Raw genomic sequence first — 13860 nt, 5'->3', positions numbered from 1 at the left:
TGGCAAGCACCGAGCAGCCCGTTGAACTGCGGAGAGCGCCAAGCGAACTCGTACATGTAGGTCGGCGCCGCCGCGACACGTGCCTCGGCCAGGCGAATCGCCGGGATGCGGTAGTAATAGTCGCCCTGCAGGATGCCCAGCAGGTCGCCCGGCCCGGCACCCGGATACGCCCGACGGTAGCCGGCGCGGGCCTGCTCGACCGGCAGTCCGTAGGCGGTCATGGCCGCGGCCAGCTGCTCGTCGGTGACCTCATCGAGCAGCCCAAACGGCACCAGCGACAGCCGACCTTCCTCGGCGTTCTGGCCCATCAGGACGTCGATATCGGCGCTGGCCCCCGCTTCGATCGCCTCGATCGGGCGGGCAGGCAGGACCTCCCCATCGACGACCGGCTGCCAGAGATTCACCCTCGACCCCGGCTCGCCACCCCACCGGACAGGGTCCGGGTGCGCTCTCAAGTCTGCCGCCACCTGCAGCTGGGCATCGAGCAGACGGTCCACCGGCACGTCGGCGATCGCCGCACGCTCCGGCGCCACCCCCAGTACGGCAGCCAGCCGCCGGCTGACCTCCTGTGCCGTCTCGGGCGTGAAGACCATGTTCCCCGCCCCGCTCTGCAAGATGGCACGCCGGAACAGACCACGGGCGCCGGGCATGGCCAGTAGAGTGCCGACGAGCATCGCACCCGCGGACTCCCCGAAGACGGTGACGTTATCCGGGTCCCCGCCGAAGGCGGCGATGTTGTCCCGCACCCATACCAGCGCGGCGACGGGATCGAGCAGCCCCATGTTCGTCGCCACGTCGCCCAGGTCGAGGAAGCCGTCGGCACCGCGCCGGGTGTTGAGGGTCACGCAGACGACGCCGTCCCTGGCGAAGCGGCTCCCGTCGTACAGCCCGCTCGCCCCACCGTCGAACCCGCCACCAGGTATCCAGACCATGACCGGCTGCCGAGCTCGCCCCAGATCCGGCGACCATACGTTCAGATTCAGGCAGCCTTCCCCCGGAACGAGCGGGAAGAAGACGTCATGCGGAGGCGGCGTCGCGGACTGTGGCGGCGTCGCGCCGAGGGCGAGCGCCTCACGCACCCCGCTCCACGGCTCGACCGGCTGCGGGGGCTGGAACCGACGAGCGCCGAACGGCGGCGCAGCGTACGGAACACCCAGATACGCATGGATGCCCGCAGTCACACGGCCACGTATCCGTCCATACCGGGTGGCGACCACCGTCCCAGTCCCGTCGGTCTTCGTCGTGCCGTGCCCCATACCGATCGATTCAAACACAGTGATCGTCTCGTGCCCGCCACCGGTCACGCGGTTCTGCGATTCGCCGACCGAGCCGGCGCCACCCCCGCCGTCGTTCGGGTCTATCCGAGGCGCCCGTCCTGTGCCACGCTGAGAAGACGTCGTTCTCGCGATCCGTGCCGACGTCCTCGCCGAGAGCCTGAAACCCCGGAGGCTAATCGCTCCACAGGCACCCGCCGGCTGCAGCCAGCCGCTCGGCCCGGAAGAGGCCGAGACACACTGGACATCGGAGCGACCGACGACCTACACAACGCCGTCGCCGTAGCCCTGGGACTTGCGGGTCGCGTCGTACGCCAGCGCGTAGGCACCCTCGTGGTCGACAGCTACTGCCGCCTTGGCAGCCTTCACATGCTGTTCAGCCATGTCGAGCTAGTCCTCTGGCTGCCTCAGTACCGCCACACACATTCTGGAGCTCGTTGTCGCGGAGCAACGTTTCGATCCGGTCTGCGCCTTTCGCCCAGCGCATCAGCCAACCTCCTCACGGGGCCGGGCCGTCACCATCGGCGATGTCTTCACCTGACGGGTGAACGAGTCTTCCGCTCGTGACCAGTCTTCGGGCGTTCGGATGGTTGTGTTGACCGCGACACCCAACCGTCGCTCCGACCGACGTGCCGCCTCATAGATCTCATCACGGTCCGGCCTGCCGAGCACAAGCACATCAATGTCATTAGGTGTGGGGCCCTGCTCGCCTGAGTAGCGCGCCGCCCAAGATCCGTAGATCGAGACTTGAGTGACGTTATCCAACGCCTCGAACTCCTCACCTATGACGACTACAGGGCCAAAGGAGCGGATCATGAGCTCGGCGAGAGGACTGTGCAACGGGTTGGATGTGTCCAGCCGAACCCGTTTCGTCCGACCCATCTCTTCTACCTCGACCAACCGCACCTGCTGAAGTCACCGGACCTCGCGTGACACCGTCGGATATGCCCCACCCACCCGTGCAGTGATCTCGTCCAGCGTCCACCACCGTTCCACGTCCATCGCCAGCAGCGCAATGACTTTACCGACCACGGCAGACCGCAAGATCGGCAGCAACGGAGGCTCGGCAGCTCTCATACGAGTATGTATCGCTCAACAAACGAGCAATATCAATCGTTTATTGCAAACTAGCAGGTCACCTCGTTCCCCTCACCTACCCAACTTCATCAACATCCCGACGCCGACCCTCCAGATCCGCAGGATTGGGCCCTCCAAATCCGCAGGATTGGGCCCTCCAGATCCGCAAAAACTCGTTCGCGACAGGCAATGCGCGTCTGGGAAGATCGTCGCCTGTGAGCCCTCCCTTGTTCTCTGGAATCCCTCCTGCTTCCGTCACCGTCCCTGGCGTCGTCACCGCACTCGCCGGCGACGACACCATCACGCCCGTATGGGTGAACGAGCTCGGCGGCCTGACCTTCCGGCTCGACGACGGCCGCGACAGCACCCGCTACGCCAAGTGGACGGCTGCCGGCACTCCAGAGATCGACCTTGCCGCCGAGGCTGAGCGACTCGCCTGGGCACAGCGTTGGGCACAGGTCCCGCACGTCATCGAGCGCGGGTCGAACGACGACGGCACGTGGCTTGTCACCTCAGCCGTACCTGGCCGCTCCGCCGTCGACCCGCGATGGATAGACGATCCGAAGACCGCCGCGTCGGCGATCGGCTACGGACTGCGGGTACTCCACGATGCCCTACCCGTAGACGAGTGCCCCTTCGACTGGAGCGTCGAGCAACGGCTCGCCGATGCGCGCAAGAGTCTGGGCGACAGCGCGCGTCTCGTCGATCGGTTCAAGCAGGATCGGCATCCCGGAGTCGATGACCCCGAGGCACGCGTCAGCGACCCGCCGCCCATCGAACGCCTCGTTGTCTGTCACGGCGACGCCTGCGCCCCGAACACGCTGCTTCACGACGACGGCACGTTCGCCGCGCACGTCGACCTCGGCACACTCGGCGTCGCAGACCCTTGGGCAGATCTCGCCGTCGCGGCCTGGAGCACCGAGTGGAACTACGGCCCCGGTTACGAGAACGTCGTCTACGACGCGTACGGAATCGACCCAGATCCCGAGCGCATCGCCTACTACCGCCTGCTCTGGGACCTCACCTGACAGACCTCCCGACCGGCCCGGCTTCGTGTCGCGGCCATCGCCAGGGTCATTACTCAATAGACGAGCGATATCAATCATCTATTGCAAAACTGCAGGTGAAAGTGCCCTACCCAAGCCGTAGCCGTTTCAGTACATGATCGCGGCCCGACGGCTGCCGAATTGCTCGGGCTCCTCTGGAAGCGACACAGCTCGCCCCTCCGCCACTCTTCGGGCTGTCCACGCTGCCGCGGCAGCGTCAAGGATGTCGTCTGCAGGAACCCGCCCCACGTCGCCGAGCTCGGATGGGACGACGATCCCCTCCGCGGCCAAGAGCTCCATACGACGCGCTTGCCCTGACCAGGTCTTCTTCGAGTGCGGCACCGCTGTGCCCCCGTTCATCGCCGCGAATGACACTTCCGGGTGACACTCCACGACGACGCTGACGGCACTCGGCCGTTCCAGCCATGTGTCGACGTCCAGCTCCTTGTAGCGCAGCCCCCACGCCTGCTGCGACATGCCTTTCCCCGTGGCTGCCACCTGCGCGTCGAACGCCTCCCGGAAGGTCTCTGCCTCATACGCGGCGCGGACGAGCGTAGGGAAGACTGACGAACGACGCGCGCCCAGGTACTCACGCGCCATACCGTCAGCCCGCCGCGCACCCCCGGATGGCAGCCCGATGGGGATGTCGATGGCGACAGCGTCCGGAACCGTATGTGCCGCCACGCGGTCGACGAGCTCGGCGATCACCGGCGCATGCCAACCGCGGACGTCACCAGCCCTCAGGCTTATGCCTACCCAGCCGCTCTTACATGCGTCGACGCCGAGCACGAGGCGCGCCATACACGACATTGTCCCAGGTCTAGGCGTCGGTGAAGACCTCGCCTGCTCAGCACACGAAGACCCTGATGACGTGTAGAGATAATCAGGGTGCCACGGGCAGCCTCATCGACTGCCATTGTGGCTACTTGACGGCGCCCGCGGTGAGACCTGAGATCACCTGGCGCTGCAGGACCAGGAACAGGCAGATCGGCACCAGCATCACGACGGTCGCCCCAGCCACCGCTCCCGTGACGTTGAACCCGAACTGCGATTTGAATCCCGCCAACGCCAACTGGACGTTCTGGTTCTCCTGCGACACAAGCAGCAGGTTCGCGAAGAAGAACTCGTTCCAGATGTTCACGAATGCCACCACGGCCACCGTCGCCAACGCCGGCCGTGCAAGCGGCAGTACCACGCGGAAGAGCGTCGTGAAGTACCCGGCGCCGTCCATCATGGCGGCCTCCTCCAACTCCGGCGGCGTGGAGACCAGGAACGCTCGCAGCACGATGAACGTGAACGGGAACTGTAGGGCCGAGTAGAAGATCACCATGCCGAGCCGGGAGTCGAACAACCCTAGCTCTCGCACCACGAAGAACACCGGCGTCGCCAGCCCTACCAGCGGCAACGCCAGCGCTAGGGAGAACAGCGCCACCAGCGCGTTGCGCCCGACGAACGCGAATCTGGCCAACGGATAGGCCGCCAGGAATGCGGCCACGAGTGCACCCAGCGTCCCGAATCCCGCATATATCAGGGTGTTCAGCAGGTACTCATGAAGATGGATCTGGGTGAACGCGTCGACGAAACCCTGCACCGTGAAAGGCGACGGCCAGAACCCCTGCCCGGTGAAGATCTGGTTCCCGGTCTTGAAGCTCGACAGCATCACCCACACCGTGGGCGTCAACGCCAGCAACGTCACCGCGCCCAGGAACCCGTAGATCAGCACATACGCCCAGACCGGACGACGCCCGACGGAGGCCAGTCCCGCGGTGCCGCTGGCCGCGCTCCTCATCGTGCCTTTCATAGCGCCCGCTCTCCGATCCGAAACACCCGCCGCACGGTCACGATCAACACGAGGCCGAGCGCCAGGATCACCGAGCCGACGGCATTTGCGTATCCCCACTCGCCATTCAGGTACGCGCGGTACGCGTACAGCGCCAGCGTTGCCGTCGCGTCGTCCGGCCCACCAGCTGTCAGGATGAACACCAGGTCGAACATGCCGATGTCCACCAGCAGACGGACCAGGATCGCGGTCCCGATGACGTTGCGCAGCAGCGGCAACGTGATCCGCGTCAGCTGCTGCCACGTCGTCGCTCCGTCCACCGACGCCGCCTCATACAGCTCACTGGGGATCGACGCGATCTCCGCCATAACCAACACGACGACGAACCCGATGATGAACACGAACGTCGCCGCGACCGCCCACCGCGCCGTCGTCGTGTCGAACAGCCAGTCGCGATCGCCCGGCAGTCCGAGCGCGCCGACGACGTTGTTCAGCAGCCCAGACCTCGGGTTGTAGAACATGGAGAAGATCACCGCGTACGCGGCGCCCGAGATCACGAACGGCACGAAGATGATGGTTCGCAGCGTCCTCCACCCGCGCGGCCGCAGCGCCAGCACCATACCCACGGCCACCCCAAGCGGGACCTGGATGAACATCGACGCTGCGGCGTAGAACAGCGTGTTGCCGAACGCCTTGTAGAACACCGGGTCGTCGAACATCCGCCGATAGTTGTCCAGACCGATCCACGCGAAATCCAGTCCGCCCCACCGGGCGAACGCTGTCGCCACCAGCACGAAGAACGGCACCAGGAAGAACGTGCCGAACAGGATGATCCCCGGCAGCAGGGACACCGCCACAGGCCCGCGCATCCCCCGCGGAATCTTCGTCCCGACCACACGCCTGGCCGTTCGGTTCGCCGGCCCGGCCGCGGTTGCCTTCCCAGCCCCTGCCGCCCGCCCAGCCGCCGCACGTCGCTCGTCGTCGGGAGGGCGCAGCGGGCCGGACGTGGACGTCGTCGGTGCGCTCATGGTCAGCCCGCCGCTTCCGAAGCGGCATCTTCCGTCAGCCGTTGCAGGAAGTCGTCCGTCTCCATCTCACCCTTCACGTAGGCGGGCCAGAGGTTCTTCCACGCCGTACCGAACCCCGCCGGACCATGCACACGCACATGCGGGTAGCGGTACGTCAGCTCGGCGGCCTCTTCGATGAGCCCTACCGCCAACGGCTCCAGGTTTGCGTCTTCGGCGGCAGCCGCATCGACTTTCACCGGCGGGTTGGCCCCCGTCGCCGCCGCCTGCTTCAGAACTTCGTCTTCCGAAGACACAAACTTGACGAACGCCTCGACCGCCTCGAGCTTCCGCTCGTCCGTCGTTCCCGACACCCAGCCGGCACCAGATACGACGACGGTGCCCTGATCACCCTCCGACCATCCCGGTGCAGCCGCGTAGCCCGTCTTCTCGTAGAGTCCGGGAGCAGCCGAGTCCGTCTTAAGGTTCGTGTTCACGAACCACGGACCATTGGCGACCATCGCCGCTTCCTCGGTCAGGTATGGTGCGGCCGCGTTCTGGAAGTCACCGGAGAACGCATCGGAATTCACGTAACCCTCCACATGCCAATCCCGAAGACGTTCCGTCGCCTCGACCACTGCGGAGTCGGCGCCCCAGTTGTCCGATTCGACGATCCCCTCACCCAGGAACTCCGCGCCATCAGGCTGGGTCCCGATCAGGTTGACCCACATGAGCATCGTCGCCCAGTCGCCGTCCATGGCGATGGCGATCTTGTCCTGCGCCTTCAGCTCTGCCGCCAAATCCTCGAACTCGTCCCACGTCGACGGAAACTCCTCATAGCCGGCCTCTTCGAGAAGCTCGACGTTGTAGTAGATCCCGATGGCGTCGCGCTGTTGCGGTACCGCCCAGATCTGGCCGTCGGACCCCATCAACGCGTCGAACGCCTGGTCGTGGAAGGTCCCCGCCCACTCGTCGTCGTTCTCCAGATTCGGTGCGAAATCGTGGAGCTTCCCCGTCTCCTGCAGCGCTTTGACCTCACCAGAGTTGAGCTGGAACAGGTCGGGCAGATCGTCGGCGAGGGCAAGCCGCTGGTAGTACTGCAGCCGGTCGTCGCTGGATCCGGCGTTCGCGTTCTCGATCGTGTCGACCCGGTACGTCCCGGCGAACTCCTCGTTGAACCGCTCCACCGCCTCATAGTTGTACTGCAAGAACGGGTCGGTCGGGCTCTCCTGGCACGTCGCACAAGTGATCACCACCTCGCCGTCGCCCGATACGTCGGACGACGAGCCCGAGGCGGAGGAGTCCGAGTCGGAGCCGCATCCGGCCACCACGGTCATCACGGCAGCCACCGTGGCCGTCGCCACCGCCGCCGTCGTCGTCCTGGCCGTCGTCGTCCTGGCCGTCCTCGTTCTGATTGCGCGCATGAGCCATCTCCTTTGATGAACGAAGTACGAAGTCCTTTTCCGAACACGTCGCCGATCGCTGCGGCCGCCTGCCGTCAGTACCCGGCGACTCTCGGCCAGTGCCGCTCGACGCCGGCATCATCCAGTTCGCGCGTGAACTCAGCCAGCAGCCCGTCGTCGGCCCTGACCTGCCGCGGCTGCACCTTGCGCTGCGTGCAGAAGGCGACCAGGTGGCCGGCGACCTCGCCGATGTTCCACTCCACCAGCGGCATGCGGTACGCGCCGTTCGTGATGTGTGTCGTACCGATGTTCTTCGCGCCCGGAAGCAGGTTCTCCACGCGCACCGGCACCATCGCTCCCAGAGGCAGCTCGAACGGGCAGCAACCGATGTCGATGTACGGGTCGCCACCGGTGGACGGATGCAGATCGATCCGGTACATCCCCACGCCGACGCTGTCCCGGTAGGAGACAGCACCGGCCGCGCCCCGCATCTCCAGGGAGAGTTCCTGCTCCACGACCGTGTGCTCGGCGCGGATCCGGCGCGATTCCCTGATGTACGGCGCTTTCGCCAGTCCATCGTCGGTATCACCGACGACGTCGCCACGCAGGCGCAGCCCTGGCCAGCCCGTACCGCCATCGGGACGAGGCGCCTCCGTCTGCAACCAGTACAGGAAGGAGCGGCTCAACGCCCGTGCCGCCTGCATATGTGTCTCCGCGTCGGGGTGGTCGTAGACCGGACCACCCCAATAGTCGATCTGTGGCCAGTTCACCAGGGTGATGTCGCTCGGGTAGGCCCCTGGCTGGAAGTTCGCCCGGGCGGCGATCCGCCGGAACGTCCACAGGTTCCGATCCATCGAGCCCACCCGCTGATCCGCATAGTCAGGCCTGATCGTCGCCGGATCGTCGTCGGGATTCGGCCAGAACTGATGCTCGACCGGTCGGCGAGTCTTCGGATGCGGAGCGGAGAACGAGAGCTGGCCATTCGGCCAGTCGATGGCGCGAGCGGCCTTGAACCGCTCGTAGCCGTCCGGCTTGTCGATGGTGTGGTCCTCATCCGACCGGTGATCGAGCGCGAAGCACACCGACACCGGCTGCATGTTCAGCGGATCGGCGACGTCGGCGGCATGCGGCTCACCCGTCTCGGCATGGGCCTCAGCACCCGAGACGTACTCCACACCGGCCATCGGCAGCAGCTCGCCGGTCTCGCTTGCGTCGATGACCCACTGGGCAGAGATCACCGTCGACGCACTGGTTCTTCCGTTCCGCATAGTCACGGCCGTGATGTGATCACCGTCGGTCTCCGCGGCGACAGGCTCGTGCTCCATCAGGATGTGCAGCAGGCCCGAGCCTCGCAACGGCGCCACCATCGCTTCCAGCACGGCGAGGCTGACCCGCGGTTCGTGGCACAGGTCTGAGACCTTGGCGCCGCCCGGGTTGAACGCCCGCCGTTCCAGGGCGGCGTCGGTCAGCGGGTAGTGCCGCCGGTAGTACTCGCGGACGGCGTCACGGTACGCCCGATACGTCGCCGTGCATCCGAACTGCTCTATCCACACGTGCTCATCCGGCGGAACCGCCTGGGTGGTCAGCACACCACCCAGCCAGTCGGTGGGCTCGGTGAGCGTCACATGGATTCCACGGCGCGCCGCGGTCACGGCGGCCACGACGCCACCGACCCCGCCACCTACGACCAGGAGCTGTGTCTCGAGTTCACTCATGCGAACATGACACCATCAAGACGACCTCTATTAACATAGCTGAAATGTACCGTTCTGTGTCTGAGCTTGATGCTCGCTCTCGCAGACTCCGCGTCGTCGACGCGACGGCGCGACAGATGGTGCAGCCCGCCGGCTCCAGGATCGGACCGCGTCGCCAGCAAGAGATACAGCTCATGCTGATCCACTCCGGATCGATGAGCGTGCGCATCGACGACGGCGAGCCGCGTCACGTGCCGACGGGCCAGATATGTCTCCTGTTGCCTGGCCACACGGAGGAAATCTGGTTCGACGAGCATGCCGGCACCAGAGAGACGCTCGTCCGGGGCCGGATGGAGAACGCGACGGAGCAGATGCGCACATGGCTCGAGTCGCTCCGCCCCACCAGGACCCTCTCGTCCGCCCTCACCTATTTGGCGCGAGAGGCCGTCGTCACGGAGCAGACCAGACTCACCGCCGACGGCGCGCTTCTCGACGCGCTCGCGACCGCGCTGCTGTGGCGGTTCATCGCCGAGTTCAGGAACCTTCCGGCGGCGTTGCCGAAGTCGATCGAGGATGCCCGGCTGTTCATCCACACCCATGTCGAGCGGCAGATCACTCTTACGGACATCGCTCAAGCCGCTTCGGTGACGCCGGCTCATCTGGTTCGGATGTTCCGTGCCCACATGGACACGACCCCGATTCGATACCTCTGGGACCGCCGCATCTCTCTCGGCGTCGAACTCTTGACGTCGACCGGGCTCACGATCGGCTCCATCGCCGACCGGTGTGGGTTCAAGACCAGCTTCCACTTCGCGCGGAAGATCAAGGAGACCACCGGCTTGTCGCCGACAGAGCTACGGACGTCTACCTCACGCACCTGATCGCTGCCACGTCGTCGACCCGCAATGCCCGCGGGCCCATCGCCACGAGCACCCGGCCCCGTGTATGCCCGGGCGAGCAGGGACGCCTTCTCCCCGGCAGTCAGCGCCCCTGCTCGGGCATCTACCACTCACCCAGGTATCGATCACCTACCTGAGCGGTGGCCGCTTACTCGGGCAACGCTCCGGTGTAGCGGAAGATGAACAATCCGTAGTCTCGATCGCTGGCCAAGACGATGCGGTCACCGTTCTGGTCGGTCGCCAACGCGACGCCCCAGAAGTTGCTGCCGTCGTCGTCGATGTAATGACCGACCTCCTCAGGATTCGCCGGATCGCTGATGTCGACCACCCGGAAGCCACCCGCGTACCAGGAGAAGTACGCCAGCAGGTCGTCGTCGACGTTCGCACCGCCTTCGTTCGGGTCGCCTCGCGGAACCTCGACCTCGTGCACGGTGAGGTCACCGAACCCGATGGCGACGTCCTGGTCCATGGTCTCCGGGATGGTGATCTGGGCGATCTCCGTCGGCATGCTCGGGTCCGCGGTGTCGACCACCCTGGTGTAGCCCCAGCCGTCGAACGTGGCCACGACCTCGATGCGATCTCCGATGGCGCCGATCTCCGGCCCGTCGGGGTAGGTCCACGGCGGAGTGAACGGCGGCGAGTCGAACAGCCGGTGGAATGCCTCGTGGCTGGTGCACACGCCCACGACCTCGTCGACGAAGGCGCCCGACCCGCAGAACGGCGGATCCTCGGGCCCGGAGTGCGACTGGACGAACAGCACCGCGTCCCAACCGGCGAGCACCGCTTCATGTGCCTTCTCACCTGGGAAGCAGGGATCCTCGGGAGCGCTCGGGTCTCCGACCGGACCACGCTGAAGGACGACGATCCGCTCGTCGCCCTCTTCGAGCATGTCCAGGTATCCGGGCACATCCTCGGGGCTCGGTATCGGTGCCGAGTCCGGGCAGCCGTAACCGCCGTACACCACCGGCCCATCCAGTTCGAGATCTTCCAGGCTGGCGGGAGACTGCGCGCCGCCCACGCTCACAGCCGGGTAATCGCCCTGGTGGTCCCCCGTGGTGATCATCAGGTCGCTGGTGCGGAACGGTGCGAAGTCCTCATCGGTTCCGACGAAGACGGATCCGTCGCTGGTCCACTCACCCTGGTGGCCGTTGCCCTCCGGCTGAAGGCAGTCGCCGAGTTCCTCCAGAATCACCTGGTCGCATTCCGCGTAGTCGAAGTCACCCACAATGACGGGATTGGACGGGTCGGTGACGTCGACGTCGATCCAGCCGGCGTCCCAGTCCGAGACCATGAGGTGCCAGGTGCCGTCGGGGAACTGCAGCACGTCGAAGTCGTGCGCCGTCTTCAGGTCGCCGAAGCCGTTGACGTTCACGCCCGGGAGCTCGGTCTCGGCGAGGAGCACCGGGTTGCGCGGATCGGTGATGTCGAACAGGTCGACGTCTTCAGCCTCTTCGTTGTCGATGACGGCGACGTAGGCGTTGCCTTCGCCGGTGTCCCATGCGATCGCGCTGTGTGACTCGTTCGCCCGGTTGCCGTGCAGGTCGAAGTCGCCGAACGCCTCGACGAGCTTCTCCGGCTCGGTGGGCTCGCTGATGTCCCAGAGGGTGATGCCGCCGGGCATGTTCTTCGGATTGCCGCTGGTGCGGCACCATTCGTTGCTGACGACGAGCAGATCGCCGCTGAACTGCGCCGTGTCGACGCTCAGCGCCTGCAGGCCCTCCGTGACGTAGCCGAAGCCGGGGCTGTTCAGGTTTCCTGCCCGGGTCGGGTTCTCCGGATCGGTGAAATCGACGATGCGGACGCCACCGGTCTCACAGTGCGCGCCCCAGTCGCCGACGTAGGCGAACCATCGCCCGTCCGCGGTCTGCAGCGCCGACACGTCAGAGATGTCCTCCTCGAACGACGTGAGCCGTAGCGAGCTGATCAGTTCGACGTTCTCCACCGAACCCGGCAGGTGGCCGCTGCTCGGTCCATGCTGGTCGTGGATGTTGTTCTTGCTGACCACGTCGTCGGGCTGGCCAGCGGCATGCGGTCCCGGCCGCGGCTCGATCCCGTCGTCGTGACCTGGATGAGCACTGGCCGAGGCGAACCCGAGAGCAAGGATCACCCCCGATACGGCGACCAATACGCCTCGCCTGGTGCTCTTCTGGCGTGGATGTCGTCTCATCCTTTACCTCCCCATTGAGGTGCCGTGGACTACAAACGGACATCAAAAGACCGCGCTCGCCACAGGCGGCGACGCAGTCACCATTCGCCATGCATCAGCTGCCTCTTCCCCCCGAGCGGTTGCGCATGTGAACAGCCAACCCGGGCAGCCGGTTCCGTCTGTGCCTACACCTGCACCACGATCTTGGCAACGGCTGGACCGGATCACTCAAACGGCCGTCGTCCGTACCGCGAGCCCCCGCACTGGCCGTTCAACGAATGTCCTAAGCTGACCAGCCATGGCCACTCGGGACAGACTCCGCGAACGTGCGCAACCGTATCTGCGCCCTGGTGAGAACATCGAGCAGGTCTTTCAGGCGCAATCCGGACCAAGCCCGTACTTCTTTCTCCTGACGTGGCTCACGCTGTTCTGGCACAAGTTCTACATCGTGGCTGTGACGGACCAGAGCATCGTCATGGTGCGGACCGGTCACTTCGTGAACACCAAGCCGAAGGGCGACGACCCAGTCGAGGCCCGGCTCCCCCGGCGCACCCGCATCGGCCCCGTCAGCGGGCTGTGGGCGAGCACCTCAAACCTCGGACCGAAGCGGCTGTGGATCCATAGGTACTTCCACAAAGACGTCGACGCCGCCGATGCCGCACTCGATCAGCCCGATGGACCCCTAGCCTGACCAACTCCGTTCTAAATGATCTAGGCTGACCCGCCATGACTCTTCGCGACAAGCTCCCCGAACGCACACGACCCTATCTGCGCCCCGGCGAAAACACCGAGCAGGTCTTCCTGGCACAATCCGGGCCAAGCCCGTACTTCCTGTTGCTCACGTGGCTCACGTTCTTCTGGATCAGGTTCTACATCGTGGTCGTCACGGACCAGAGCATCATCTTGGTGCGAGCTCGCTACATCATGAACACCAAGCCGAAGAAGAGCGACGCAGTCGAGGCACGAGTCCCCCGGCACACCCGGATCGGCCCTCTCAGCGGACTGTGGGCGAGCACCTCAAACCTCGGACCGAAACGGCTGTGGATCCATAAGCGCTTCCACAAAGACGTCGACGCCGCCGATGCCGCACGTGAGCGGTCCGACGAGTTCCGGGCCTGACCCGGGCGGCACAGTCATCGTTCCTCACTGGGGACGCGCACCTGCTCGATCACCCACGACGCGACCATACCGGTGACGCTGCCCAGAACCGCGATACCGCCCAGCATAAGGGCGACCGCGATGAGGCGACCACTGACGGTCACCGGATACATATCGCCATAACCGACCGTGGTCATGGAGACAAACGCCCACCACCAGCCGTCTCCGACGTTCGCAATGAGCGCGTCCGGATGACCGCGTTCAGCATCAGTGATAGCCAGCCCGCCGACGAAAACGAGCAGAGCCGCGCCACTCGCAACGTAGCTTCCGGCCCTGATGCGCAGGCTCGCCGCCCGACGCTGCGCGTAATCCAGGACGACGACAAGACGAACCAGACGCAGCGGACGCAGCATAGGCAATGCAACCGTGGCAAGCCCGA

General features: G+C 65.5%; 14 protein-coding genes. 4 read left to right on the top strand and 10 right to left on the bottom strand.

Annotation, left to right across the window (positions count from 1 at the left end; genetic code table 11):
- The 3 genes from ELR45_RS07055 to ELR45_RS34755 form a co-directional block, all read right to left on the bottom strand.
- On the bottom strand, positions 1 to 1274 hold a 1274-nt coding region (locus ELR45_RS07055), incomplete at its 3' end, for a carboxylesterase/lipase family protein (RefSeq protein ID WP_205856174.1).
- A 486-nt stretch (positions 1275 to 1760) separates the two neighbouring features.
- Positions 1761 to 2156, bottom strand: a complete 396-nt coding sequence (locus ELR45_RS07050; protein ID WP_129664623.1) for a nucleotidyltransferase domain-containing protein — start codon at positions 2154 to 2156, stop codon at positions 1761 to 1763.
- 33 nt (positions 2157 to 2189) lie between these two features.
- Positions 2190 to 2351, bottom strand: a complete 162-nt coding sequence (locus tag ELR45_RS34755) for a hypothetical protein (RefSeq protein WP_165367550.1) — start codon at positions 2349 to 2351, stop codon at positions 2190 to 2192.
- Between the two features lie 215 nt (positions 2352 to 2566).
- Between ELR45_RS34755 and ELR45_RS07045 the strand changes: the two genes are divergently transcribed.
- Positions 2567 to 3379 (top strand): aminoglycoside 3'-phosphotransferase, encoded by an 813-nt coding sequence (locus ELR45_RS07045; protein WP_129664621.1) that lies wholly within the window; start codon positions 2567 to 2569, stop codon positions 3377 to 3379.
- Positions 3380 to 3505: 126 nt separating this feature from the next.
- Here the strand turns inward: ELR45_RS07045 and ELR45_RS07040 are convergent, their stop codons facing one another.
- From ELR45_RS07040 to ELR45_RS07020, 5 genes are all read right to left on the bottom strand, one after another.
- Positions 3506 to 4198: a DUF429 domain-containing protein gene (locus tag ELR45_RS07040; RefSeq protein ID WP_165367549.1), complete on the bottom strand. Its 693-nt coding sequence runs from the start codon at positions 4196 to 4198 to the stop codon at positions 3506 to 3508.
- Positions 4199 to 4319: 121 nt separating this feature from the next.
- Positions 4320 to 5186 carry a carbohydrate ABC transporter permease gene (locus ELR45_RS07035; protein ID WP_165367548.1) on the bottom strand — a complete coding sequence of 289 codons (867 nt, stop codon included), beginning with the start codon at positions 5184 to 5186 and terminating at the stop codon, positions 4320 to 4322.
- Between the two features lie 8 nt (positions 5187 to 5194).
- Positions 5195 to 6205 carry a carbohydrate ABC transporter permease gene (locus tag ELR45_RS07030; RefSeq protein ID WP_129664615.1) on the bottom strand — a complete coding sequence of 337 codons (1011 nt, stop codon included), beginning with the start codon at positions 6203 to 6205 and terminating at the stop codon, positions 5195 to 5197.
- Between the two features lie 2 nt (positions 6206 to 6207).
- The gene (locus tag ELR45_RS07025; protein WP_129664613.1) at positions 6208 to 7605 is read right to left on the bottom strand and encodes an ABC transporter substrate-binding protein; all 1398 of its coding nucleotides are present in this window, start codon (positions 7603 to 7605) and stop codon (positions 6208 to 6210) included.
- Between the two features lie 74 nt (positions 7606 to 7679).
- Positions 7680 to 9299 carry an FAD-dependent oxidoreductase gene (locus ELR45_RS07020; protein WP_129664611.1) on the bottom strand — a complete coding sequence of 540 codons (1620 nt, stop codon included), beginning with the start codon at positions 9297 to 9299 and terminating at the stop codon, positions 7680 to 7682.
- Between the two features lie 44 nt (positions 9300 to 9343).
- Between ELR45_RS07020 and ELR45_RS07015 the strand changes: the two genes are divergently transcribed.
- The gene (locus ELR45_RS07015; protein ID WP_129664609.1) at positions 9344 to 10159 is read left to right on the top strand and encodes a helix-turn-helix transcriptional regulator; all 816 of its coding nucleotides are present in this window, start codon (positions 9344 to 9346) and stop codon (positions 10157 to 10159) included.
- 166 nt (positions 10160 to 10325) lie between these two features.
- On the opposite strand, the gene ELR45_RS07010 is transcribed toward ELR45_RS07015, so the two are convergent.
- Positions 10326 to 12344, bottom strand: coding sequence for an LVIVD repeat-containing protein (locus ELR45_RS07010; protein ID WP_129664607.1), 2019 nt, complete (start codon positions 12342 to 12344; stop codon positions 10326 to 10328).
- A gap of 277 nt (positions 12345 to 12621) precedes the next feature.
- Between ELR45_RS07010 and ELR45_RS07005 the strand changes: the two genes are divergently transcribed.
- Together ELR45_RS07005 and ELR45_RS07000 are read left to right on the top strand one after the other, a co-directional pair.
- Complete coding sequence (locus tag ELR45_RS07005; protein WP_129664605.1) at positions 12622 to 13014, top strand: hypothetical protein; 393 nt, start codon at positions 12622 to 12624, stop codon at positions 13012 to 13014.
- A gap of 35 nt (positions 13015 to 13049) precedes the next feature.
- Positions 13050 to 13442, top strand: coding sequence for a hypothetical protein (locus tag ELR45_RS07000; RefSeq protein ID WP_129664604.1), 393 nt, complete (start codon positions 13050 to 13052; stop codon positions 13440 to 13442).
- Positions 13443 to 13456: 14 nt separating this feature from the next.
- Here the strand turns inward: ELR45_RS07000 and ELR45_RS06995 are convergent.
- A partial coding sequence (locus ELR45_RS06995) for a potassium channel family protein (RefSeq protein ID WP_205856173.1) occupies positions 13457 to 13860 on the bottom strand: 404 nt, incomplete at its 5' end.

The organism is Phytoactinopolyspora endophytica, assembly GCF_004138495.1.
Taxonomy (GTDB): domain Bacteria; phylum Actinomycetota; class Actinomycetes; order Jiangellales; family Jiangellaceae; genus Phytoactinopolyspora; species Phytoactinopolyspora endophytica.
The sequence above is the reverse complement of the archived record's forward strand: the minus strand, read 5'-3'. Positions and strand labels throughout refer to the sequence as shown.

Coding starts and splice junctions, on each gene's coding strand:
- ELR45_RS07005 (WP_129664605.1), top strand. CDS start 12,622: ATGGCCACTCGGGACAGACTCCGCGAACGTGCGCAACCGTATCTGCGC.
- ELR45_RS07035 (WP_165367548.1), bottom strand. CDS start 5,186: ATGAGGAGCGCGGCCAGCGGCACCGCGGGACTGGCCTCCGTCGGGCGT.
- ELR45_RS34755 (WP_165367550.1), bottom strand. CDS start 2,351: ATGAGAGCTGCCGAGCCTCCGTTGCTGCCGATCTTGCGGTCTGCCGTG.
- ELR45_RS07010 (WP_129664607.1), bottom strand. CDS start 12,344: ATGAGACGACATCCACGCCAGAAGAGCACCAGGCGAGGCGTATTGGTC.
- ELR45_RS07020 (WP_129664611.1), bottom strand. CDS start 9,299: ATGAGTGAACTCGAGACACAGCTCCTGGTCGTAGGTGGCGGGGTCGGT.
- ELR45_RS07030 (WP_129664615.1), bottom strand. CDS start 6,205: ATGAGCGCACCGACGACGTCCACGTCCGGCCCGCTGCGCCCTCCCGAC.
- ELR45_RS07040 (WP_165367549.1), bottom strand. CDS start 4,198: ATGGCGCGCCTCGTGCTCGGCGTCGACGCATGTAAGAGCGGCTGGGTA.
- ELR45_RS07025 (WP_129664613.1), bottom strand. CDS start 7,605: ATGCGCGCAATCAGAACGAGGACGGCCAGGACGACGACGGCCAGGACG.
- ELR45_RS07015 (WP_129664609.1), top strand. CDS start 9,344: ATGTACCGTTCTGTGTCTGAGCTTGATGCTCGCTCTCGCAGACTCCGC.
- ELR45_RS07050 (WP_129664623.1), bottom strand. CDS start 2,156: ATGGGTCGGACGAAACGGGTTCGGCTGGACACATCCAACCCGTTGCAC.
- ELR45_RS07000 (WP_129664604.1), top strand. CDS start 13,050: ATGACTCTTCGCGACAAGCTCCCCGAACGCACACGACCCTATCTGCGC.